Raw genomic sequence first — 22,784 nt, forward strand, 5'->3', positions numbered from 1 at the left:
CAAGGACCTTACGGTCCCGCGGAGCACGGTACAACGCTTCGACAAGTGTCGATCTTGTGGTCGCTGTCATCAGATGGATCCACCCCGCATCCCGTACGGAGCTGGGCGCGTTAGGGCTGGTAGAACGTGGGGAAGGTGGCGCGGTGGACAGTTCGGTGGCAACCGTGCGGTATCGGGCACGCCGGTGGGTCCTGGGGCCGGACGACCGGGTCACCGTGGGGCGCGGCAGCCGGTGCACGGTCCGGCTGCCCGACGACGGTCACCTTTCCCGGCTGGCCGCGGCGATCCAGCTGGTCGGCGGCGCTGTCCTGGTGAGCAACACGTCGGCCACCAAACCGTTCGTGGTACGGCCACCGGTCGGTGAGGACCTGGTGGTGGCACCCGGCGCGGCCATCGGGCCCCCGTGCGGGCGGTTCGCCGTCGTGCTGGCCGGCTCGCTGGGTGACGAGTTCGTGGAGGTCGACGGGCCGGCGCGGGAATCGGCGCCGATGCGGCCGGGGATCGTGACCCGGTCGGCCGACACCTTCACCGGGCCCGACCGGTTCACCGCGGCTCAGCACCGGGTGGTCGCCGAACTGTGCCGCCCGCTGCTCACCGGTTCCGGGACGGCCGCGCGCCCCGCGACGTACGCGGAGATCGGCGAACGTCTCGGCCTGAGTCCGCAGTACGTCCGCAATGTTCTCAAGGTCGTCCGCGAGAATCTGACCGGTTACGGCATTCCCGGAATGGTCGCCGCCGAGCAGATCCCGAATGACGATTTCCGGCTTCCGCTGGCGCGGTGGGCATTGTGGAACGGTTGGGTGAACCGCGGCGACCTGGGTGATCCCAGTGGAGAATGAGACCGGTGCGGCCACCGGGGGGCCGGCGGTGCTTCCGGCGCCGCGTCCCAACGGCCTGTTCGCGGGACCGCCCGAGGCCCCGGACCGATTCGAGTTGCTCGGTGAGCCCCGGCGCGGCGGCGAGGGCCTGACCTGGCGCGCCAGCTATCACGGGGAGCTCCGGTCGGCGGTGCCGCTCGCGGTCAAGGCCCTGCACCGGCCGGACGGGGCCGATGACGACTGGCCGTCCGAGGACATTCTCCAACGGTGGAAGGACCGCACGGTGCTGCTCCAGCACCTGCATCTGGAACGGCTGGTATGGCTCAACGAGGTATTCGTCGGCGCCGCCCCACATCACCGGGGTGAGTCAAGCGCCGGTCCGCGGGTGCCCTATGTGGTCATGGAATGGCTCGACGGCCCGACCCTGGCCGAGCTGATCGGTGGCGAACCGGCGACCGCGGGCACCCTGGGCCAGCGCATGCAATACGTCCACGAGGTCGCCGAGGCCCTGCACGAACTGCACGCGGCGAGCAGATCCGCGGGCAATCCGAGTCTGCACCGGGACGTGAAGCCGGGCAATTGCATCGTTCATCCGGCGCGGGGTGTGGTGCTGATCGACGTGGACGGGATCCGGACCGCCGACGACGGATTCGACCCGGCCGGAATGCACACGCCGGCGTACACGGCACCGGAGATCCTGCGGAATCCGTATCGGCCCCGGGAGGATTCCGGAGACCGGTACGCGCTCGGGGCCCTGGCCGTTCTGTGTCTGCTCGGCGAGGATCCACCGGCCGCCGGCGCGGCATTGCCGGATCTGGTCGCGCCCCGGATCCGCGCCGTGGCCCGGACGGCCGGGGTGAACGATCCCGGCGCCCTGGTGGCCCAGGTCCTCGCCATGCTCCGCTCGGATCCGGCCGGCCGGCCCGCCGACGGACCGCGGTGGGCTCAGGAACTGCGCCGGCTCGCCATTTCCCGTACGCGGAAAGCGCCTCGCCGTTGGCCCTTTCTGGTGGCCGCCGGATCGGTGGCTCTCGCGGCGGCCGGCGGCGGAATGGCGGTCGCCGCCCCGTGGGGGTCCGGCGCCCACCCGACGGCCCCGGTCACCGTGTCCAGCGACCCGGCCGCGCCGTCGCCGTCGCCGTCGCCGCCGGTGCCGTCACCGCGCATCTCCGCCGCGCCGAGCACGCGCACAAGCGTCGCCACCAGCACCGTTGTCGCCAAGCTCCCTCGCTCGTCGCCCACGCCACCGCCCTCGGCATTACCCTCGCCCTCGGCATCGCCCTCGGCGTCGATGGCCGGCGCCACGGTCCCCACGACCGGGAAAATCACCGCACCGGCGGCCCGATCCGACGTACAGAGATGTGCTTATGTCTCGGGAACGGCTCGGCTCGCGGCCGGAAAGACATTGATCCTCGCCGTGCGCAACCTGAACAACGACGAGCCCGAAGAATGGTACGTCCAATTCCCGCGCGGCTGGAAAGAACCGTCCACACTGTCCGTCTGGGAAGGCGTCGAATTCTTTCCGGGCGCACCCGGTCAGCATTACGAGATCGGCCTGTTCGCGGTCGACCTGGACGTCGCCAGAGCGGCGCACGCGGCCGGCGTCGGGCCCAGCAACGACCTGGCCGACAGCGCCACCGAACTGGCCACCCGTGAGGTCGTCCAGATCGCCGGCGGCGACGGCAGCGACTGCGGCTGACGAGTGATGCACCCCCGTACTATTGCGCGCTCCTGATCCACGCTGAACTGCTCCTATCGGTCGGAAACACCATTTATAGGAGTGGTCATGCGCAAGCTCATCCACCATGCCGCCCGGCTCACCGTCGCGGCCCTCGCCCTCAGCCTGCTCCCGTTCACCGCGGTCCCCGCCCAGGCCGGCGCGGGAACATTCCGGCTCAGCGCCGGCGAACAACTCGGCACCGACGCCCGCCTGGTCTCCCCGAACGGCCGGTTCGTCCTGGTCATGCAGTCCGACGGCAACCTCGTCGAGTACGCGCCCGGCGGCGTCGCGGTGTGGTCCACCGGCACGAACCGGGCCGGCTCGATCGTCCGCATGCAGACCGACGGCAACCTGGTCGTCGTCGCCCCCGGCAACATCTCCGTCTGGTGGACCGGCACCCACGGCAACCCGAACGCCGCCCTCGAACTGCAGGACGACGGCAACGCGGTGGTGTACGGGGCAGGCCACGTCGCCCGCTGGGCCTCCGGCGTCCGCAACGGGGGAGGTGGCGGTGCCGGCGACCGCATCGCGTCGATCGCCCGCGGCGAGGCCGCCAACCCCGGCCGCAACAGGGAGAACGGCGCGAACTGCAACTACTACTCCGGGGCGCTGAACGTGGGCAGCAGGTGCGCCGGCGGCTGGCGGTCCGAGGCCTGGTGCGCCGACTTCGCCCGCTGGGTGTGGGGCCAGGCCGGGGTGAACACCGCCGGCCTGACCGCCGGGGCGATCAGCTTCCAGACGTACGGCACCAGCCACGGCACCTGGCACTCCGGCTCCGCCCTGGCCGGCGTGCAGGCCGGTGACGTGATCGGCTGGAACTTCGGCGGCAGCACCGCGAACGACCACGTGGGCGTGGTGGTAGCGGTCGGCGGTGACACGGTGACGACCGTCGACGGAAACTACAACGACCGCATCACCACCCGTACGATCCGGCGCGGAACCGCGGGCGTCTCGGGATACACCCACCCGTAAGCACGCAGCGCCCGCCGGAACGGATCCGGCGGGCGCCCGTACTGGATCAACCGGCGGGTTCCGCGTCCTGCCGCACATAGGACAGCCCGTCCAGCTGCAAATCGGAGAACCCGTAGCCGAACCCCGTATCGACCGGATCAATCCGCCAGCGGAAGGTCTGCGGCGCCCGGTCCGGAAAATGCAGGGTCAGCTTCTCCCCGGAAATCACCACGGTGCCGGCCCGCAACACACCGATCCGGCCGTTCGCCTGCTCCGCGTCACCATCGGAGGAGAAGGTGTACGACCAGTTCGCGGTCGCGCCGTCGGTGCCCCCGGACCAGGTGCCGACCAGCTCGGCCGGAACCGGCGTCCTGGGCAGCGTGCTGCTGTCACTGCCACCGGTGTCGCCGCCGCCGCGCTCCCGGATGACGAGCACGGCGGCGAGCAGGGCCACCACCAGCACAATGCCACCGATGACAGCGAACAATTGCCCCGTCGACATCCCCGTACGGTTGTCGATCCGATTGTCCCGACCGGCCGCATAGGCCGCGCCCCCATGCGCCGGCCGGGCGTGCTCCGGCTCAGGATCCGCGGTGTGCTTGCTCAATCTCGTCCCGATCTCGATGACGGCCGCGGTCCCGGTGAGCACCACAAGGCCCACAATCCAGCCGACCCTGTGGGGAGCGTCGCTGACAACATTCGTGGCGATCCCGACACCCACACTCACCACCACGGTCGCCGCACCGGCAACAACCTGCCGCCGCCGATCCGACATGGCAACCTTCCAGCCGCAGCGCTACCGCTTCGGAAGGTTATCCACGCCAGGAGATCGACGGTGCTGCTGTCACTCTTATGAGCACACTGCCCTGGTGCGGACGACCGGCAAGGTCGCCCGCACCAGGACCCCCGTTGATGACCTGATCAGGCTTTGACCCATGCGGTGCAGTAGGTGGCATACGGGTCGCACAGGCGCCACGACGCCACGGTGTAGGAAATCGCGTGGACCTGGTAGAAATCGTTGTCGATGCCGTAATACCGAATCGTGCGCCCACCCGGAACCTGGACATCGATCCACACCCGGCCATGACCCGCGGCCAGATCCCAGATGCCGAAGTATTTGGTGCTGCCGACGGTGTCGAGTTGAGCCTGCCCGCTCGTCACCCCCAGGTGGATCGTCTTGAGCACCCTGCTGGACGCGGCGTTCGCGGGCCCGGCCCCGATCCCCACCAGAGCGACCACCATCACCACAGCCGCCAGCATCTTCTTGATCATCGCGAGTCTCCGTCCCTTGGTTACGTTCGACTCGATCGTTCCGGCCAGGGCGGCGAAGGCGCCACATGTACCTGTCCCTGACCTGCGGATATCTGACCCCGGGGACAGATAGGCCCCGCGCGACGGAAGGCATCGGGGCGGTCGGTGCCGGCAGACCGGTTGGGTGCAGGTGCGCGTTGCTCGTACCTGCAACGGGTTGCTGTGGCAAGCGTGAGCCATCTCATGGCCGCCGAGGACGACAGTCCAGAGGACTGCCCAGTTCACCCGGAAGGCGCCGCCCATCGCGGCGGCAAGGCTCCACTCGGCTCAGGAAGTCGCAGGTCAATCACCCCGCGTTCCGATCCCGCTACCAGCCCGCACGATGCCCCTGATTCACCTGTGCGTCGCCTGTGGACCGTTCTGCTACGCCTCGGACGGTGACGGTGAGGGCCTGGACAAGGACTTAGAAGATCTTTAATCTTTCGATGCCGTTCGGGCATTACATGGGGGAACTTCTCGGTGACACACAATCATGCTGTCTTTTGTCGTCAGTACTTCACTGCAGGTCTCGTGGCCGTCCTCGTCGCCGCGGCGACACCACTGGCTGCTCCGGCGGTAGCGCGAGCTGCCCCTGCGGTCGCAGCGGTGCCGCGGGTCGCACCGGATCAGAGCAGCGCGTTACGGCTCGCGCAGCAGCTGAAAATTCATGTCGAGTGATCTTGAGCGGGCCGTTCATGACCTATTGGTCGAGGGATTGACAGATTGGGTGCCGGTAGACCAAATCATTGACATTGCGCGCGAGATTGCCGCAAGGAGCAGTTATGGCTTTGTCGATATCGCGCGCAATTTGATAACCACTTTAATTCAGGATGATCTTATGATGCCGGGTGATATTGGTTCTGAAGGATTCGAAAGATGGGCAGGGGTGCCGGAAGATTTGATCGCAAGAGTGGTTAATCAGTGCCAGGATATGGATTGGCTCCCGCAAGGGGCCGGCTGCTGGCTAGCTAATACAGATATCGGCAATCGGCTGGCCGTGCAGTAGTGGAGCCATACCGCGACTTACACGCGTCGGACTTGCTTACGTAGAGTGCCATATGCGTGCGCTGACCTCTGGATGCCGGCCTGCGTCGCTGCGATGTCAGCAGGCTGGTGTCCCCGATGACATTATGTCCGCGACCGCTCCGAGTTGGCCGATCACGTGATCACCACTGCGATGAACGCCCTGGCCCCGTCCAGGTGGGTCGCGGCGGGCGAGGCTACGGCAACAACACCGGCCTGCGGGCCCGGATCCGACCGCGAATACCTGTGGGCCCGGGTCCCGATCCGGGTGTTCTGGCGGCCCGCACGCGGCCCTTGGCTGCTCACCCGGCGCAACATCAGCACCGGCGAGCTGGCCTACCGCGTCTGTTACGAACCTCGCAAAACTCGATTGATGGACCTCGCCCGCATCGCCGGCAGCCGCCGGGCGGTCGAGGAATGCTTCCAGCAGGCCAAGAACCAGGTCGGCCTGGACGAATACCGAGTCCGCGACAGGCGGGCCTGGTACGACATCACCTTGTCCATGGCCGCCCACGCCTGGCTCGTCGTCGCCAGAAACCTTGCCCTGAAAGGGGAACCTGCACCAGCGAGCACATGATGATCGGCTACGCCGTACCCGAGATCCGACGCCTGCTCGCCGCACTGACCGTCCGCTGCCACCAGCCGAAACAGCATGTCTGGTGGTGGTCACGCTGGCGACGCAGACGCCAATACCAAGCCCGCCTCAGCCACTACAAACGCCAAGGCTAACCACTCCGATGAATGCCGTTTCGGTATTAGATGTGCGATTGTCGGCTAGCGCACTGACGGCAGGATGGTGTAGCCAGGGGCGGCAGCTAAATGCCATTGATTTTGTCTATTGGCGACAGCTGGTAATAGCGGCGTACTGTTCTTTCGGAGCGGCCAATCCGAGCGGCAATTTCGGCGGGATGCATTGCGGGATCCATTTTGAGCCAGAAGGCTACGGAATTCGCTGTATCTACCCGCGCGGGACGGTCGGCGCTAAAAGTGTTCTTGGCTCCTCTGATGCCAGACGGCCCCGTTGGGGTAAGTTCATTTACCGATGCCGATATGCTGTTGCTGCCCATGGCGGGAAATTGGCAGTTTTGATTGACGGATCCCCATGAGGAGACTCTGGGTTTTCCGGGTTTATGGTCCCGTTGGCCACCGCCTTGGCCCGTCGGGCACGCGCTCCATATCGGAGTCTCAAAGCTGGGAAGCGTCGCCTTGTCGGATGCGGGAGCACCATCGGAGTCTCTAGGACCTGGTGACTGTCGGAAGGCGACTTTCCCGGAACTCGAACGAGAGTAGGTGGAAGATCTTTGGCTAAACGGTGTAGCGTCCGGCGATCTCCACAAGGCTGACGCTGGCGACGAGGACGAGTCTGTCGACGGAAATCGGCAGGAGGAAGAGAAGCTCCAGCGTAGGTTTCGCCGTACCGGGCGGCAACGCCTGCCATGTGCCAGTAGGAGACCCAGGCGGCGATCGCGGCGATGACCGCAGCCGCGAGGAGCCGTACGACGGCGAGGGCTTGGTGGTTGGCGGGGACCCGGGAGACCAGCCATGGCATCGACGTCGAGGTGGTAACCCGCAAAGCGGAGAAAGGTTTCCGGGTTCTGCCACGTCGACGGGTAGCCGAGCGGACCTGTGGCTGGCTGATACAGCACCGTCGCCTCGCCCGAGACTACGAGGCTTTGCCGCAACGATCACGCACCACGATTCATTGGGCGATGGCTAACGCAATGTCCCGCAGGCTGACCCAGGAATCCACCCAAACCTGGCATGACTACTATGCCAGGACCGACCGAAACGGACGTCATCGGATCAGATGCCCCCTTAGATGTCTCCTCGCTGACTGCTCGGATGTTCCACAACCTGGCCAGGCGGGTGCGTACTAACGCGGATGGCGACTGGTTATCCGTACCGCCATGGCTTCTCTAACCACAGAACGTGCTCGCACAAAATCGCAGTGACACGGACCGGTAGGTATGAGGCGGTACGGCATCTGACCGATAGTCCAATCATGACGAATCAGACTTTTAATCTTTAGCTTTAGTTTCCTGGTCAAGGGTGCGGGCGTCGAGATCTGAAGGCTTTGTCTGTGGGCGCCCTTTGTTGGATTAATCGTCGATATTGCGGTGATTCTGGTCTTCGCTACTCTGCCGCCGGCGTCTTCGGCTCCGATGCCCTTTGCCGGCGGCAGGGATGTTCTGTAGCTGAAGAGCAGCACCACCAGAACGATCGTCGCCAGTAGCCATATCGCTATTCGTCTCACCAGCCGAACCGTTCGCGATGGATCTGGGCGGCGGGGACGCCCGTTGCGCGGGCTGCTGCTCGCACCGCTTCCGTCCAGGGGTCCGGGCCGCATATGTACAGGTCATGGCTGGCGATGTCCGGGGCCAGGGATTGCAGTGCTGCCGCGTCCGTGTAGTCCGCGTATTCCATCGGCAGCCATGATCTCGGGTGCGCGCGCGGGCCGATCAGGGGGACCAAACGGACGCCTCGGCGGTCGGCCAGCCATTCGATCTCGGCCAGGAAGGCTACCTCGTCGGGGTGGCGGGCCCGGTAGATGAGGGTGGCCTGGCCGTGGCCGTAGGGGAGGTCCCACAACAGGGCCAGCAGTGGGGTTATGCCGACCCCGCAGGCCAGCATTGTCACCGGGCCGCCTCGGTAGGATTCGGCGGTCAAGCGGCCGTAGGGGCCTTCGATCAGGACCTTTGTTCCCGGGGTCAGGTGGGCTACCCGGGCGCTGCCGTCACCTAATTGTTTGACCGTGATTCTCAGCTGGTTGCCGTTGGGCGGGCCGGACAGCGAGAAGGGGTTTCCTCGGGTCCATCCTGGACCGTCGAGGAAGCGCCAGACGAAGAATTGTCCTGCTCGGACCGGGAGGCGGTCCAGGCGGCGGCCGCGGAAATGGACCGACACCAGGCCGTGTGCTTCCGGGACGACGTGGTCGACCACCAATCTGTGCCGGAGGGTACGCCATAGCGGGCGCAGCACTCGGAACAGCACCACGCTGCCGGCGGCCAGCAGGTACAGGGTCCACCAATAGGCGCGCGCCGCTGGGCTGGATCTGAACTCCGTGCCTGTCCACAGCATGTGCGGCAAGGCTAGGGCTACGCCCAGGTACGCGTACAGATGAAGGAGGTGCCATGACTCGTAGCGCAAGCGGCGACGGGCTTTTCGTACCGAAGTCGTCACGACCATGACCAGTGCGGCGGTGGCTGCTGTCGCCAAAAGCATGCCGGGGTAATTGATGACGAGGTCCAGGAACTGGACGAAAATGTTGCCGCTCGCCGCGTAGGCGAATGTTGCCAGCGCGATGTGCGCTATGAGCAGGTGGAACGACGTGAAACCGGCCCAGCGGTGCCAGCGGGCGAGGGTGTCCTGGCCGAAAGCGCGTTCGATCAGCGGGATCCGGGCCATCAGTACGACCTGGATGAGCAGCAGGTCCGCTGACCAGAGCGCGGCCAGTCGCCCGGCCGAGCCGGCGGTCGGATCGCTGACGCCGCCATTCTTGGCCCACAGGGCGGTGACCACGAGCAGGCTCAGGCCGGCCGTGGTGCTCGCGGCGCCGGCCCACCAGCGCGGGGTCGGGCCGACACGGGGAAGCATGAGCAGTAACGTACAAACGCTAAAGCCCTGGTGGCAGGGGTGAGTGAAGAAGATAATGCGCAGGGCCGATAAGGGTTATCGGGGCCCGGGTCGCGCCGTCTCCTAAAGACCCACGGCCTGCGTGCTGGAGTCCCACAGCCGTCCGGCGAGCCCGAGATCGGTCTTCGGCACGGTCACGTCATGACCCACGTAATAGGCGCCGTCGGTGAGCTCCGCGCCGGGTGTCGTCATCAGCCAGACCAACAGGGCCCCGGCGTCTTTCGGGCTGGTCAGGAACGGCCACGTCTTGTAGAAGAAACGGGTCATCCGGCCGGCACCGAAATTGGTGCGCACCACGCCCGGGTGGAACGACACCGACAATACGTCCGGCCAGCGCCGGGCCGCTTCCGCCGCGAACAGGATGTTCGCCGCCTTGGCCGCGCCGTAGGCCCGCCACGCATTCCAGGACCCGGGGTCGCCGGTGAAATCGTCCGGATCGACGCGGGCGCGCCGATGCGCTTCCGAGGAGGTGCTCACCACCCGGCCGCCGCTCAGCCGGTCCCGCAGCAGATTGGCCAGCAGGAACGGCCCGAGATGGTTGCTCTGGGCGGTCGCCTCGAAGCCGTCCACGGTTTTCCGGTACGCGTTCAGCATGCCACCGGCGTTGCTGGCGAGAACATCGATCTTCTCGTACGCGGGTTCGCCGCGAATGTGATCGGCGAGTTTGCGCACATCGTCGAGCGACTCGAAGTCGGCCCGGAACTCGTCGGGCTCGGGGCCCTTCGCGACACGCCGGATCTCCGCCATCGCGGCACCCAACCGGCGCGGGTCGCGGCCCACCACGAGCACCCGGTCACCGGTCGCGGCCAGCTGTTTCGCCGCCTCGAGGCCGACACCTGAGCTGGCGCCCGTGATCACGATCGTGCGCATGCGGTGTTCCTGCTTTCTACGGTACGTACTCGATGATCGTCACCGGGGCGTCGAACGTCCAGCCGAGCTTCTCATAGAGTGCCCGCCCGTCATCGGTCGCGACCAGCACCGCCCGGAACTCGCCGAGGCCGGTCAGCCGGTTGCTCAGCAGCGTCATCGCGGCCCGGCCGAGCCCTTGCCGCTGGTGCGCGGGCTCCGTGCCGACCTGATCGAAGACTACGACGTCACCGGCGATCCCGGCACGGGCCCAGGCGGCTGCCCCGCCGTCCGCCGCTCGCACGGTCACCTGCACGACGTCGTTCCCGTCATCGCGTACGGCTGCGGTGTATCCGTCGGGCAGGGTGACCTGACCGGTCTCTTTTATCAGCCGGTGCATCAGGTGAGCGGGCTCACGGGCCTGCCAGCCCGCGGCCATCGGCACCCGGTCCGCCGGGGCACTCACCTTGATCCAGGTGTGCGGTTCGGTGGGAAGCCCGGTCACCCGCACCACGTCAGCGCCGTCATGCAGCAGGTAACGGGCGGATTCCCCGGGTACGCCGGTCGGGATGTACCACCCACCGGCCCGTGGCGTGGGTGCCACGGTGTGCCGTGACACCGCCCAGCCATGAGCCCAATCGGACATCAGGGTCGAACGGCTCGGTGAACTGGTCACGCCGGGATTTTACGGAGCGGGCGGCTCGGCGTCAGCGTTGTTTTTTTGTCAGAGGGGGGTGTTACTCTCTCCAGTAGTTAGAACGAGTGTTCGATAGGTTCGAACGGCTGTTCCAGACGGTGTCCTTCCTCGGAGGGTGCCCGGAGCGCGCCGGAGAGCACATCGACCACCCGTCCTGACCGCGGGAGCCACGTTTCGCGGCGAGGCTCCCCGGGTGCGGCACCCGCGAAGTGCCGCACCGAGGTTCCGGGCATTCGCGGGCCCGGAACCTACCCAGGCAGGACCGCCGTCCGCCGCCCACGACCCCCGGGCAGCGGGCGACGGCCCCGCCGGAGAAGTCCGGCCGGGTGTGGTGTGGGGAAGCTTCACACCCGGCCGGCAACCCCGCTGTGCCTTCCTCAGCAGCGGAATCGGTTCGACCAGAACGTCGGATGCGACACACGCGAGGAGAAACCCATGGGGAGCAACCCGGCACCAAGCCCGAGGCAACCCAGCCCAGGCCTCACCATCACCCCGGCCCACCCCGAGCCGTCCACCATGCCCGCCCTCTGGGACGCGGAGTTGTGGGATGCCGGGCGTGACTCCCTCGTCCGGAGACCCCGACGGGAGGACCCCGCTCCTGACCCGGCCGGATTGCGGGGGTTCGGGCCACAGGAGCCCGCCCTCTGGGAGCCCGGCGTGTGGCCGGTCGAGCCTTCCTCCCCTGCCCCTGAGACGGGTGTCCCCACGGCGCGTGCCCCCGAGGCGCGTGTTCCTGAATCCCGGGAGGTTTCCGCTCAGGGCGAGCTTCCGCTGCCGGGCCGGTTCTCCCCGGAGGCCGTGACGCAGCAGGCTGGTCGGCGGCCGGTCGAGCCGCAGGTGGTCGAGCCGCAGGTGGTCGAGCCGCGTGTGGTTGAGCCGCGTGTGGTCGAGCCTCATGTGGTGGGGCCGCGGGCTTACGGCCTGGCTCATGCCCCCACCGCCGGCACCCAGGCGGCGCCCACGGTTCCCGCGAATCTGCTGCCCAACCGCACCCCCGCGCAGCTGCTCGCCATCGCCCACCAGGGCCTGACGGAAGCAACCCGAACCCGGCCCGACGGACTCCGGTACGCGGCCGCCCACCTCGCCGCCCTGCGCGCGGCCGCCGCGGTGCTCGCCGCCCGGGCCCGGCCGGCCGCGCCCACCAGACGCAACCAGGTGACCAGCGTGTGGTCCTTGCTCGTGCTAGTGGCACCCGAGTTCGGCGACTGGGCCACCTACTTCGCACTCGGGGCCAGCAAACGCTCCGCCGCCGAAGCGGGCATCCCCCGCGTGGTCACGGCCCGCGAGGCAGACGACCTCTTGCAGGCAGCAGAAGACTTCGTGTCGATGGTGCAGTCGGCCCTGGGGCTGACCTACCAGCCCAGTCTCGAGGCCGCCTGACAGCGGCTCCCGCCCACCCGGCACTCCCTTACCGCCCACCGGCCCTCCACGCCGGCCGGTCTTGATACCTGCCCGTCCTGGTCGGCCGGGTTCGGCACCGCTCCGGTTCGGCACCGCTCTGACCCGGCACCGCTCCGGTTCGGCACCGCTCTGACCCGGTGCCCGCTGGCTTTGTCCGCTGACGGCGGTCGCTTGGCCGGGTCGCTTGGCCGGGTCGCTTGGCCGGGTCCGGCGGCCGTTGGGCCTGCTCGCTGTCTGGGCCTCGTGACCGTTGGTCCGGTGATCGTTTGCATCGGGCGTCTGGTTCGGGCCGTGGCGGGCTTCGGACCGTCGTGCTCGGCGGCGTTGGTGCTGGTGATGCCGATGGTGACGGTGTCAGCGCGGTGGTAGCGGCGCTGGCAGCTGTGACGGGTGACGGCATTGGCGGTGGGGCTGTGCCGGCGGGGAATGGTGCGGGGCGCCTCTGCCCGGCTCATTCGGTGCGTGGCCGAGGCGGTCCTGGTGACCGCGAAGGACGGTGGGGCGCTGCCAGGCCGAACCCGGCACCTTCTGTTTGACCGGGAGGCCGGGGGCGGGCAGAGCCTTGAAGATCAACTTGGTGAATGTGTACAGCGGGGCGGGGACGATGGCCGGGCGCATGATCAACGGTGCTTCGGCTCTTGCTGAGCTGGTCCGGCCTGCGGGGGAGGTCGACGACGGGGGGATGCAGCGGGTTCTTCCCGTATTGCCTGAACTGGGAGGACTTTTTCCGTGGCGGGGGCTTCGGCGGGGGAGCACCGTCGCGGTCGGGCTGACCTTCGACACCTCTGCCGAGCGCGGGCGGGGGCTGGGGGTGCCGGCGGCTCGGGGGCGGGGGGTGCCGGTTGGGCGGGGGGTGGGTCATGCCGTTGGGCGACGGCCTCCGGTGGCCGGGGTGGGGAGTGGGAGTACCGCTCTTCTGCTGGCACTTCTCTCCGCTGCCTCGCACGCCGGATCGTGGTGTGCGGTGGTCGGGGTGCCTTCGCTGGGGGCGCTGGCCGCTGCGGAGAGCGGTGTCGCGCTGGACCGGCTCGCGTTGGTTCCCCATCCGGGTCCTGATTGGGCCACGGTGGTCGCCGCGCTCATCGATGGCGTCGATGTTGTCGTTCTTGCTGTTCCGGGGCAGGTCTCGGCTTCGATCACGAGCCGGTTGGTGGCGCGGGCCCGGCAGCGGGGGTGTGTGCTGATGCCCTACGGGCAGTGGGACGGGGCCGATGTCACTCTGCAGGTCACCCAGGGCCGGTGGGAAGGGCTGGGGGACGGGCGGGGGCGGCTGCGGCGGCGGAAGGTGACCGTCGTGGCTCGCGGGCGGGGGGCTGCCGCGCGGCCCAAGGAGCTGAGTTTGTGGATGCCGGCGATGGCGTCCACGATGCCGCGGATCCCTCCCGCTCCCGACGAGGTCCGCGATGAAGCCCGCGATGAGGTCCGCGGTGAAGCCCGCGGTGAAGCCCGCGATGAGGTCCACGATGAAGCCCGCGACGGCGGCCGTGATGAAGCCCGCGACGGCGGCTGGGGAGAGGCCCGCGACGGTGGGTGGGGGGAAGTCCTCGGCGGCGGCCGCGCGGGGGTGGGGGCGCCGGGGCGGGTGGGGCCTGCTCGGCGGGGTGGGCTGTGGGCGGTGGATGCGGGATGAGCCGGACTTTGCTGGTGTGGTGCCCGGACTGGCCGGTGGTGGCCGCGGAGATCGTGGACGGGGTTTCCGCTCAGGGGGCCGTTGTCGTGCTGCATGCCAACCGGGTGGTCGCCTGTTCCGAGGCGGCCCGGGCGGAGGGGATCCGGCGGGGGCTGCGGCGCCGGGAGGCGCAGAGCCGGTGTCCTCAGCTGGTCGTCGTCGAGCATGATCCGGGGCGGGATGCCCGGGCGTTCGAGCCGGTGGTCGCCGCTGTCGAGGAGGTTGCCGCCGGCGTCGAGGTGGTCCGGCCCGGCGTTTGCGCGGTCGCCGCCCGGGGGCCGGCCCGGTATTTCGGGGGTGAGGAGGCCGCCGCCGAGCGGGTTGTCGAACAGGTCGCCCAGGCCTGTGGGGTGGAGAGCCAGGCGGGGATCGCCGACGGGGTGTTCGCCGCCGGCCTGGCCGCCCGGGCCGGGCAGATCGTCGCCGACGGGCGTACCCCGGAATTCTTGGCCGGGGTGACCGTCGAAGCGCTGGAGCGGCCCGCCCTGACCGACCTGTTGCGGCGGTTGGGGGTGACGACGCTGGGGGAGTTCGCGAAGCTGCCGAGATCGGATGTGCTGAGCCGGTTCGGGTTCGACGGGGCGCTGGCCCACCGGCTGGCGGCCGGGCTGGATCATCGGGCGCTGGCGGTGCGGACGCCGCCCCGGGACCTGGAGGTGAGCGGGGAGTACGACGAGCCGCTCGAACGGGTCGACGTGGCCGCCTTCGCGGGGCGGGCGCTGGCCGAGCGGTTGCACGAGCTGCTGGCGTCGTACGGGCTGGCCTGCACCCGGCTGGGCATCGAGGCGGTCACCGCCGACGGTCAGGAGCTGCACCGGGTGTGGCGGCACGACGGGCTGCTCACCGCCGCGGCCATCGCCGAGCGGGTCCGGTGGCAGCTCGACGGGTGGCTGACCGGGGCCCGGCGCGGGACGGCGGCGCGGCCGACCGCGGGGCTGGTCCGGTTGCGGCTGGTGCCCGGCGGCGTCATCGTCCATCTTGGATTGCAGCCGGGGCTGTGGGGGGACGCGGGGGCCGAACGGGAGCGGGCGCACCGGGCGCTGAGCCGGGTGCAGGGGCTGCTCGGGCCGGAGTCCGTGGTCACCGCGGTGGTGGGTGGGGGACGATCGGCCGACGACCAGATCAGGTTCGTGCCGTGGGGTGACGAGCGGGTGCCGGCCCGGCCCGCGGCGGCGGCTCCGCAGCCCGTACCGATGAAGGTTGTCGCTCTTGAGGAACCGGAACCGGAAGACGGAGCGCGGCCGCCGGAGAAGGGTCCGCCCTGGCCCGGTCGTCTTCCGGCGCCCGCGCCGGCGCTGGTGCCGGAGCAGCCGATGCCGGCGCTGGTGCTGGACGCGGCGGGGGAGCCGGTCGGGGTCAGTGCGCGGCTGGAGCTGACCGGGAAGCCCGCGGTGCTGCTGCTGGACGGCCCGGTGGAGATCGTCGGGTGGGCCGGGCCGTGGCCGGTGGACGAGCGGTGGTGGGCGCCGGGCGAATCGCGGCGCCGGGCCCGGTTCCAGATAGCGGTGGCCGACGGGCGGGCCTTTCTGATGTCACTGACCGCGGGTCACTGGGCGATAGAAGCGATCTATGACTGAGAACGGCCGGGTACGGGCTGGGAGGCGCGGGCGATGAGTTTCCATAATCCGCCGGTGTCGTGGGGTGAGCTGGAGGGCAAGCTCACCGGTAAGCGGCATCTGCAGGTCGTCGACGGGGACGGCGGGGATGCGCCGGCCTGGAGCCGGAAACGGGAGCGTTACGAGGCGCCCGCGTTCATCAAGAAGGTCAGCGACGACCGATACGCCGAATTGCACTGTCACACGAATTTCAGTTTTCTCGACGGGGCCAGCCATCCCGAGGAACTGGCCGAGGAGGCCGCCCGGCTCGGATTGACCGCGCTCGCCGTCACCGATCACGACGGTTTCTACGGGGTGGTGCGGTTCTCGCAGGCCGCGCGGGAGCTGGGTCTGCCCACCGTCTTCGGCGCCGAGTTGTCGCTGGATCTGGCGAAACCGCAGAACGGCGAGGCCGATCCGGAGGGCCGGCATCTGCTCGCCCTCGCGCACGGACCGGAGGGGTACGCCCGCCTGGCCCGGACCATTTCCCGGGGTCAGCTCGACGGCGCGGAGAAGGGCAAGCCGGCGTACGGGGACCTGGAGCGGATCGCCGACGTCCTGCGCGACCACGTCCTGGTGCTGACCGGGTGCCGCAAGGGCAGCGTGCCGCGGGCCCTGGCCACCGAGGGGGTGACCGGCGCGGCTCGGGAGCTGGACCGGCTGGTGCGGCTGTTCGGGCGGGGCAACGTCGTCGTGGAGCTGACCGCGCTCGGTGACCCGTACGACGACGACCGTAACGATGTGTTGTTCGAGCTGGCCCGCAGCCGGAAGCTGGAGGTGGTGGCGACCGGGAACGTGCACTATGCGACCCCGGGCCGGCGGCGGCTGGCGACCGCGCTCGCCGCGGTGCGGGCCCGGCGTGGCCTGGACGACATGGACGGCTGGCTGCCCGCCGCCGGGACCGCGCACCTGCGCAGCGGTGCCGAGATGAAACGGCTGTTCGCGGCGTATCCGGGGGCGGTGGAGAACGCCGCGATGTTCGGTGACGATCTCGCGTTCGACCTGAACCTGGTGGCGCCGCGGCTGCCGTCGTTCGACATCGAGGGCCGCACCGAGATGAGCCTGCTGCGGGAGTTGACCATGCGGGGCGCGCGGGAGCGGTACGGCCCGCCGCAGGCCCATCCGAGAGCGTATGAGCAGCTGGAGCACGAGCTGCGGATGATCGAGGAGCTGAACTTCCCCGGCTACTTCCTGGTGGTCGAGGACATCGTGGCGTTCTGCCGGGACAGGAAGATCTACGCGCAGGGGCGGGGTTCGGCGGCGAACTCCGCGGTCTGTTACGCGCTGTACATCACCAATGTGGACGCTGTGCGGTACGACCTGCTGTTCGAGCGGTTCCTGGCACCGGAGCGGGACGGCCCGCCGGACATCGACGTCGACATCGAGTCCGACCGGCGCGAGGAGGTCATCCAGTACGTGTACACCAAGTACGGCCGCGAGCACACCGCCCAGGTCGCGAACGTCATCTCGTACCGGCCGCGGTCGGCGGTGCGGGACATGGCCAAGGCGTTCGGGTTCTCGCCGGGGCAGCAGGACGCGTGGAGCAAGCAGATCGACCGGTGGGGCAGCGTCGCCCAGCTCGACGTGGAGGACATCCCGGAGCACGTGGTCGACTTCGCGAACCAGGTGCAGGGTTTCCCGCGTCACCTGGGCATCCACTCCGGGGGCATGGTCATCTGCGACCGGCCGATCATCGAGGTCTGCCCGGTCGAGTGGGGGCGGATGCCGGGCCGCACGGTGTTGCAGTGGGACAAGGACGACTGCGCGGCGGTCGAGCTGGTCAAGTTCGACCTGCTGGGGCTCGGGATGCTGTCGGCGCTGCACTACGCGTACGACATGATCGAGTCCGATCTGGACATCGGCACGATGCGGCTCGACGACGACCAGGTGTACGCGATGCTGTGCCGGGCCGATTCGGTCGGCGTCTTCCAGGTGGAGAGCCGCGCACAGATGGCCACGCTGCCCCGGCTCAAGCCGCGGGAGTTCTACGACCTGGTGGTCGAGGTCGCGCTGATCCGCCCGGGGCCGATCCAGGGCGGCTCGGTGCACCCGTTCATCAGGCGCAAGAACGGGCTCGAGGAAGTCACCTATCCGCACCCGCTCATGCGTAACGCGCTGGAGAAGACGCTCGGTGTCCCGTTGTTCCAGGAACAGCTCATGCAGCTCGCCATCGACGTCGCCGGCTTCGACCCGGCCGGGGCGGATCAGTTGCGCCGCGCGATGGGATCAAAAAGGTCCGCGGAGAAGATGGAGCGGATCAAGAAGCGGTTGTACGACGGAATGGCGGACCGTGGCATCACCGGTGACCTCGCCGACGAGCTCTTCATGAAGCTGTCCGCGTTCGCCAACTACGGGTTCCCGGAGAGCCACGCGATGAGTTTCGCCTATCTCGTGTACGCGAGCGCGTGGCTCAAGCGGTATCACCCGGCCCCGTTCTGCGCGGCTCTGCTCAACGCGCAGCCGATGGGTTTCTACTCGCCGCAGTCGCTGGTCGACGACGCGCGCCGGCACGGGGTCGAGGTGCGCCGGCCGGACATCAACCGCAGTGCCGCCGCGGCGACGCTGGAGTCGACGCCGGCCACCCGGTGGGGCGCCCTGCCGGACGAGCCGCCGCACGCGTGGGGGCTGGGTGGGCCGGCCGTGCGGATGGGGCTGTCGAGTGTCCGCACGCTCGGAGCCGAGCTGGCGGAGCGGATCGAGGAGGAACGGCGCACTTCTGGGCCGTACCGTGACATGAACGATCTTGCCCGGCGGACCGGGTGTTCGACCGCCCACCTGGAGGCCCTCGCGACCGCCGATGCTTTTGCCGGTTTCGGTCTGTCGCGCCGGGAGGCGTTGTGGGCGGCGGGTGCCGCGGCGCAGGACCGGCCGGACCGCCTGCCCGGCACGATCACCGGGACGAGCGCGCCGACCCTGCCCGGCATGGGTGACGTGGACGCGCTCGTCGCGGACGTGTGGGCGACCGGGTTGTCCCCGGACGCGCACCCGGCGCAGTTCATCCGGGCCGAGATGCAGCGCCGGGGTGCGGTGCCGATCAACCGGCTGGGCCGGGTCGAGGCCGGCACCCGGATCCGGGCCGGTGGCATCGTCACCCACCGGCAGCGGCCGGCGACCGCGGGCGGGGTCACGTTCATCAACCTGGAGGACGAGACCGGGATGTTGAATGTGACCTGCTCACCGGGGTTGTGGCAGCGCTACCGGCGGGTGGCCCGGACCAGCTCGGCGCTGATCGTGCGCGGGCGGCTGGAGAAGTCGGAAGGGGTGCTCAACCTGGTGGCGGACCGGCTGGAGGCGCTCACCCCGCCGGTGACCCCCGCGTCCCGTGACTTCCGCTGAGCAGACCGTATATTTCCGTTCTGCGTGTCTTGCACCTTTTATCGGGTAGACCGGATGCGCGAGAAGGGGAGTGTTGCCATGATCCGCACCATCGTCCTGTCCACGGTCCTGCTGGCCGCCGCCGCCGCACCGGCCGAGGCTGCCGCCCCGCGTACCGAACTGCGGTTGAGTTATCAGGCGGAAGCCGGTTACGCCGCGGCGGTCGTGCTCCGCTGCGACCCGGCCGGCGGGCCGCATCCGAGGAAGGGCAACGCCTGCAAGGCGCTGGCGAAGGCCGGCGGTGACCCGGCGAGGCTCAAGCCGGCCAAGGCGATGTGCACGATGGAGTATTCCCCGGTCACGGCCGCTGTCCGGGGTTCGTGGAGGGGCACGAAAATCGACTGGTCGCGCACATTCGGCAATGCGTGTCAGATGCGGGTGGCAACCGGAATTGTGATGATCTTCTAAATTGTCACCTTTCTGTCAGTTGGGCCGCGCACCCGCCATTCACTGGTGAGCGTCTATACCTTCAGACCGGGAATTACCCGGTCCTTGGGGAGGACGCATGCGTCTGGCTTTGCTGTCAGGTCTCGTCTCGATCACTGTCGGAGCTCTGGGCACACCGGCCCACGGTTCCCCTGTTGTCGCCGAACCACCCGCTTCCGCCCGCGCCACCTCGGTCACGCTGATCACCGGTGACCGGGTCGTTCTCGGCGCGAGCGGAAGCACCGCCGTCCAGCCCGGTCCCGGGCGCGCCGGCACGCGCTTCGTCACCACCCGCACGAAGCAGGGCCGGTCGGTCATCCCGGTCGACGCGTTGCCGCTGCTGAAAGCCGGCCGGCTCGACGAACGGCTGTTCAACGTCACGACGCTGGCCGAAGCCGGCTACACCGACGAGCTGCCGCTGCTGGTCGAGGGCCGGTCCCGGCGCGCGTCCGCGGTCGACGGCGTCACGGTCAAACGCGACCTGCCGGTCGTCGGGGCGGTCGCGGTCCGTGCGGACCGGCAGGGCCGGGCCGAGCTCTGGAAGACCCTCACCACGGGTACGAACTCGGCGCGCTCGCTGCGGGCCGGGGTCGACCACATCTGGCTCGACGGCAAGCGCAAGATCAGCCTCGACGTGAGTGTGCCGCAGATCGGGGCTCCCGCCGCGTGGCAGGCCGGTCTCGACGGCACCGGCGTCACCGTCGCGGTGCTGGACACCGGCATCGACGCCACCCATCCGGACCTGGCCGGGCAGATCGCGGAGTCGGCGAACTTCACCACCACCGCGTCCACCGACGACGAGGTGGGCCACGGCACGCACGTCGCGTCGACCATCGCCGGCACCGGTGCCGCGTCGGGTGGCCGCTACAAGGGCGTGGCCCCCGGTGCGAAGCTGGCGATCGGCAAGGTCTGCGGCACCTCGTTCTGCGAGGAGTCCGACATCCTGGCCGGCATGGCCTGGGCCGCGACCAGGGCCCCGGTCGTCAACATGAGCCTCGGTGGTGGCGACAGCGAGAGCATCGACCCGCTCGAAGCCGCGGTCAACGACCTCACCGCGCAGTACGGCACGCTGTTCGTCATCGCGGCCGGCAACGCCGGAGGCGACGCCACGGTCGGGTCCCCGGCCAGCGCCGACGCCGCGCTCGCGGTCGGTGCCGTCGACCGTGACGACCAGCTCGCCGACTTCTCCAGCCGCGGCCCCCGGGTCGGCGACAACGCGATCAAGCCTGAGATCACCGCGCCCGGCGTCGAGATCGTCGCGGCGAAGGCGGCGCACGACGTGATCGGCGGGCCGGCGCCCGTCGCGGGATATTCCAGCCTGTCCGGCACCTCGATGGCCACCCCGCACGTCGCGGGGGCCGCGGCGATCCTCACCCAGCAGCACCCGGGCTGGTCGCCGAACCAGCGCAAGACCGTCCTCATGGGAGCGGCGCAGCCGACCGAGGGTGTCACCGTGTACGGCCAGGGCGCCGGCCGGGTCGACGTGGCCCGGGCGATCACCCAGCAGGTCGCCGTCGACGAGGGCACGGTCAGCTTTCGGGGCGGGCTCTGGCCGCACGACGACGACCAGCCCGAGACCAGGACGGTGACCTACCGCAACGACGGCACCACCGCGGTCACCCTGTCGCTCGCGTTGTCCGCGCCCGCCGAGGTGTTCACCCTCGCCGCCACCACCCTCACCGTGCCGGCCGGCGGCACGGCCACCACCACGATCACCGCGGACACCAGCGCCGACGTCGAGGACGGCTTCCACAGCGGTTACCTCACCGCCACCGCCGCGGGTGGGCTCCGGGTCGAGACCCCGGTCGGGGTGTTCCGCGAGCCGGAGAGCTACAACGTCGCCATCGACGTGATCGACCGCGCCGGCAACCCCGCCGAGAATTCCCTCGTGGTCCTGTTCGAGCACAACACCGGCTCGACCCACGAGCTGCAGGGCTCCGGCACCAAGCGGCTGCCCAAGGGGGAGTACGGCCTGTTCTCCTTCATCGGTGACGAGGACACGACCCTGCTCGCCCAGCCCCGGCTGTTCGTCACCGATGACTCCACGATCAGGGTCGACGCCCGGGTGGCGAAGCCGGTCAAGGTCACCGTGCCGACGGCCGGGGCGGTGAACACCCTGCTCGTGGCGAGTGCCGAATGGCAGACCGACGCCGTCTGGCTCGGCGCGGGCGCCGGTGGTGACGACACCGTTGCGCTCTACACCGGACAGCTCGGGCCGCGGACCCCGTTCGAGCCGTTCACCGCCTCGATCAACGCGTCGTACGCCAGGGCGGACGCGGCGGGGACGCTGCACAACAGCCCGTACACGTACGACCTGGCCTGGTTCTCCGAAGGGACGATGTACGACGGGTTCCGCAAGAACGTCCGGACCCGTGACCTCGCCACCATCAAGGCCTCGTACGCCGCCGCGGCCACCGGGGCGACCGGGGTCAAGGCCAACTCGGCCCGGCACGGCGACGCCGGTTCCTGGTCGGTGTACATCCCGTTCGACCTGCCGTTCCAGCGCACCGAGTACGTCAACACCGACGGCGGCGCCACCTGGGCCGCGGACTTCTACCAGCAGGCCCCGCCGCCCACCGAGGACGACTGGCCGGTCGACCTCAGCTACCTGTCCCAGCCGCCGGCCCAGCTGCGCGCCGGTAAGACGTACCGGCAGGAATGGAACAAGGGCGTCTTCGCGCCGAGCGTGGCCGGTGTCTCGTCGCCGTACGACTTCGTGTTCCGGATCGGCGACACCCTGTACGCGTCGCCGCCCACCCACGGGGACGGTGCCGGGCACCCCGGGTATTCCACGCTGGACTCGGCCCGGCTCGCGCTGTACCGCGACGGCAAGCCGGTCAGCGCGACCGACACCGAGTACGGCCAGTTCGAGCTGCCGGCCGGGCCCGGCAACTACCGCCTCGACCTGGTCGTGAACCGGAGCGCGCCGCACACCCTGTCGACGAAGGTGACCGGCTCGTGGACGTTCCGTTCCGGGCACGTCGCGGGTGCGGACCCGCAGCGGATCGCGATGTCCACGATCCGCTGGAGCCCACCGCTGAGCGACCACAACGTCGGCCGCGCCGGCCGGGTGGTCACCGTGCCGGTCCACGTCGACCAGCAGGTGGCGTCACGGGTCGGCAAGGTCACCACCGAGGTCTCGTTCGACGACGGCCGGACCTGGCGGCCGGTGCCGGTGAAGGGCTCCGGTGACCACCGCAGCATCGAGATCCGGCACCCTGGCCGGGCCGGCTTCGTCTCGCTGCGCGGCACGGCGACCACCCGGGCCGGCACGGTCGGCCAGACCGTGATCCGGGCGTACCCGATCAGCTGACATCCAGCACCCGGGGTGACGGGCCAC

Annotated in this window: 15 protein-coding genes and 1 pseudogene; 11 read left to right on the plus strand and 5 right to left on the minus strand. The window is 69.3% G+C overall.

The annotated features are described in order from the left end of the window. Positions 1-143: 143 nt before the first annotated feature. From ACIA6A_RS14530 to ACIA6A_RS14540, 3 genes are all read left to right on the plus strand, one after another. Entirely contained in the window at positions 144-839 is a 696-nt protein-coding gene (locus ACIA6A_RS14530) for a hypothetical protein (RefSeq protein ID WP_396098075.1), read from the plus strand. Continuing rightward, positions 829-2,517, plus strand: a complete 1,689-nt coding sequence (locus ACIA6A_RS14535) for a hypothetical protein (RefSeq protein WP_396098077.1) — start codon at positions 829-831, stop codon at positions 2,515-2,517. Before ACIA6A_RS14530 ends, ACIA6A_RS14535 begins: the two co-directional genes overlap by 11 nt. Before the next feature lie 87 nt (positions 2,518-2,604). Further along, positions 2,605-3,510 (plus strand): CHAP domain-containing protein, encoded by a 906-nt coding sequence (locus tag ACIA6A_RS14540; RefSeq protein ID WP_396098078.1) that lies wholly within the window; start codon positions 2,605-2,607, stop codon positions 3,508-3,510. A gap of 46 nt (positions 3,511-3,556) precedes the next feature. Here the strand turns inward: ACIA6A_RS14540 and ACIA6A_RS14545 are convergent, their stop codons facing one another. Together ACIA6A_RS14545 and ACIA6A_RS14550 are read right to left on the minus strand one after the other, a co-directional pair. Continuing rightward, the gene (locus ACIA6A_RS14545) at positions 3,557-4,264 is read right to left on the minus strand and encodes a hypothetical protein (protein WP_396098079.1); all 708 of its coding nucleotides are present in this window, start codon (positions 4,262-4,264) and stop codon (positions 3,557-3,559) included. Between the two features lie 146 nt (positions 4,265-4,410). Then, a complete protein-coding gene (locus ACIA6A_RS14550; protein ID WP_396098081.1) occupies positions 4,411-4,761 on the minus strand; it encodes a hypothetical protein in 351 nt (116 codons plus the stop codon). A 685-nt stretch (positions 4,762-5,446) separates the two neighbouring features. Between ACIA6A_RS14550 and ACIA6A_RS14555 the strand changes: the two genes are divergently transcribed. Further along, on the plus strand, positions 5,447-5,785 hold the full coding sequence (locus ACIA6A_RS14555; RefSeq protein ID WP_396098082.1) for a hypothetical protein: 339 nt from the start codon (positions 5,447-5,449) through the stop codon (positions 5,783-5,785). A 144-nt stretch (positions 5,786-5,929) separates the two neighbouring features. Beyond that, positions 5,930-6,379, plus strand: a complete 450-nt coding sequence (locus ACIA6A_RS14560) for a hypothetical protein (RefSeq protein ID WP_396098083.1) — start codon at positions 5,930-5,932, stop codon at positions 6,377-6,379. Positions 6,380-8,052: 1,673 nt separating this feature from the next. On the opposite strand, the gene ACIA6A_RS14565 is transcribed toward ACIA6A_RS14560, so the two are convergent. The 3 genes from ACIA6A_RS14565 to ACIA6A_RS14575 form a co-directional block, all read right to left on the minus strand. After that, the gene (locus ACIA6A_RS14565) at positions 8,053-9,396 is read right to left on the minus strand and encodes a ferric reductase-like transmembrane domain-containing protein (RefSeq protein WP_396098084.1); all 1,344 of its coding nucleotides are present in this window, start codon (positions 9,394-9,396) and stop codon (positions 8,053-8,055) included. 102 nt (positions 9,397-9,498) lie between these two features. Beyond that, positions 9,499-10,305: an SDR family NAD(P)-dependent oxidoreductase gene (locus ACIA6A_RS14570; protein ID WP_396098085.1), complete on the minus strand. Its 807-nt coding sequence runs from the start codon at positions 10,303-10,305 to the stop codon at positions 9,499-9,501. Positions 10,306-10,321: 16 nt separating this feature from the next. After that, the gene (locus ACIA6A_RS14575; protein ID WP_396098086.1) at positions 10,322-10,957 is read right to left on the minus strand and encodes a GNAT family N-acetyltransferase; all 636 of its coding nucleotides are present in this window, start codon (positions 10,955-10,957) and stop codon (positions 10,322-10,324) included. 921 nt (positions 10,958-11,878) lie between these two features. On the opposite strand from ACIA6A_RS14575, the gene ACIA6A_RS14580 reads away from it, so the two are divergent. The 6 genes and pseudogenes from ACIA6A_RS14580 to ACIA6A_RS14605 all read left to right on the plus strand — a co-directional run bounded on the left by ACIA6A_RS14580 (position 11,879) and on the right by ACIA6A_RS14605 (position 22,757). Then, positions 11,879-12,358, plus strand: a complete 480-nt coding sequence (locus ACIA6A_RS14580) for an SAV_6107 family HEPN domain-containing protein (RefSeq protein ID WP_396098087.1) — start codon at positions 11,879-11,881, stop codon at positions 12,356-12,358. Between the two features lie 625 nt (positions 12,359-12,983). Further along, positions 12,984-13,769: pseudogene (locus ACIA6A_RS14585) on the plus strand (hypothetical protein); the annotation flags it as partial. Positions 13,770-14,005: 236 nt separating this feature from the next. Next, positions 14,006-15,625 carry a DNA polymerase Y family protein gene (locus ACIA6A_RS14590; protein ID WP_396098089.1) on the plus strand — a complete coding sequence of 540 codons (1,620 nt, stop codon included), beginning with the start codon at positions 14,006-14,008 and terminating at the stop codon, positions 15,623-15,625. A gap of 33 nt (positions 15,626-15,658) precedes the next feature. Further along, positions 15,659-18,979, plus strand: coding sequence for an error-prone DNA polymerase (locus ACIA6A_RS14595; RefSeq protein ID WP_396098090.1), 3,321 nt, complete (start codon positions 15,659-15,661; stop codon positions 18,977-18,979). Between the two features lie 78 nt (positions 18,980-19,057). Next, on the plus strand, positions 19,058-19,426 hold the full coding sequence (locus ACIA6A_RS14600; RefSeq protein ID WP_396098091.1) for an SSI family serine proteinase inhibitor: 369 nt from the start codon (positions 19,058-19,060) through the stop codon (positions 19,424-19,426). A 97-nt stretch (positions 19,427-19,523) separates the two neighbouring features. Continuing rightward, on the plus strand, positions 19,524-22,757 hold the full coding sequence (locus tag ACIA6A_RS14605) for a S8 family serine peptidase (RefSeq protein ID WP_396098092.1): 3,234 nt from the start codon (positions 19,524-19,526) through the stop codon (positions 22,755-22,757). The last annotated feature ends 27 nt before the right edge of the window (positions 22,758-22,784 follow it).

Origin of the sequence: Actinoplanes sp. NPDC051494 (assembly GCF_044454705.1) — a bacterium.
In the GTDB taxonomy this organism is placed as follows: Bacteria; Actinomycetota; Actinomycetes; order Mycobacteriales; family Micromonosporaceae; genus Actinoplanes.

Bases quoted from the DNA above. Each gene is read 5' to 3' on its own strand.
- ACIA6A_RS14540 (WP_396098078.1), top strand. From the start codon at position 2,605: ATGCGCAAGCTCATCCACCATGCCGCCCGGCTCACCGTCGCGGCCCTC.
- ACIA6A_RS14545 (WP_396098079.1), bottom strand. From the start codon at position 4,264: ATGTCGGATCGGCGGCGGCAGGTTGTTGCCGGTGCGGCGACCGTGGTG.
- ACIA6A_RS14550 (WP_396098081.1), bottom strand. From the start codon at position 4,761: ATGATCAAGAAGATGCTGGCGGCTGTGGTGATGGTGGTCGCTCTGGTG.
- ACIA6A_RS14555 (WP_396098082.1), top strand. From the start codon at position 5,447: ATGTCGAGTGATCTTGAGCGGGCCGTTCATGACCTATTGGTCGAGGGA.
- ACIA6A_RS14565 (WP_396098084.1), bottom strand. From the start codon at position 9,396: ATGCTTCCCCGTGTCGGCCCGACCCCGCGCTGGTGGGCCGGCGCCGCG.
- ACIA6A_RS14570 (WP_396098085.1), bottom strand. From the start codon at position 10,305: ATGCGCACGATCGTGATCACGGGCGCCAGCTCAGGTGTCGGCCTCGAG.
- ACIA6A_RS14590 (WP_396098089.1), top strand. From the start codon at position 14,006: ATGAGCCGGACTTTGCTGGTGTGGTGCCCGGACTGGCCGGTGGTGGCC.
- ACIA6A_RS14595 (WP_396098090.1), top strand. From the start codon at position 15,659: ATGAGTTTCCATAATCCGCCGGTGTCGTGGGGTGAGCTGGAGGGCAAG.
- ACIA6A_RS14600 (WP_396098091.1), top strand. From the start codon at position 19,058: ATGATCCGCACCATCGTCCTGTCCACGGTCCTGCTGGCCGCCGCCGCC.
- ACIA6A_RS14605 (WP_396098092.1), top strand. From the start codon at position 19,524: ATGCGTCTGGCTTTGCTGTCAGGTCTCGTCTCGATCACTGTCGGAGCT.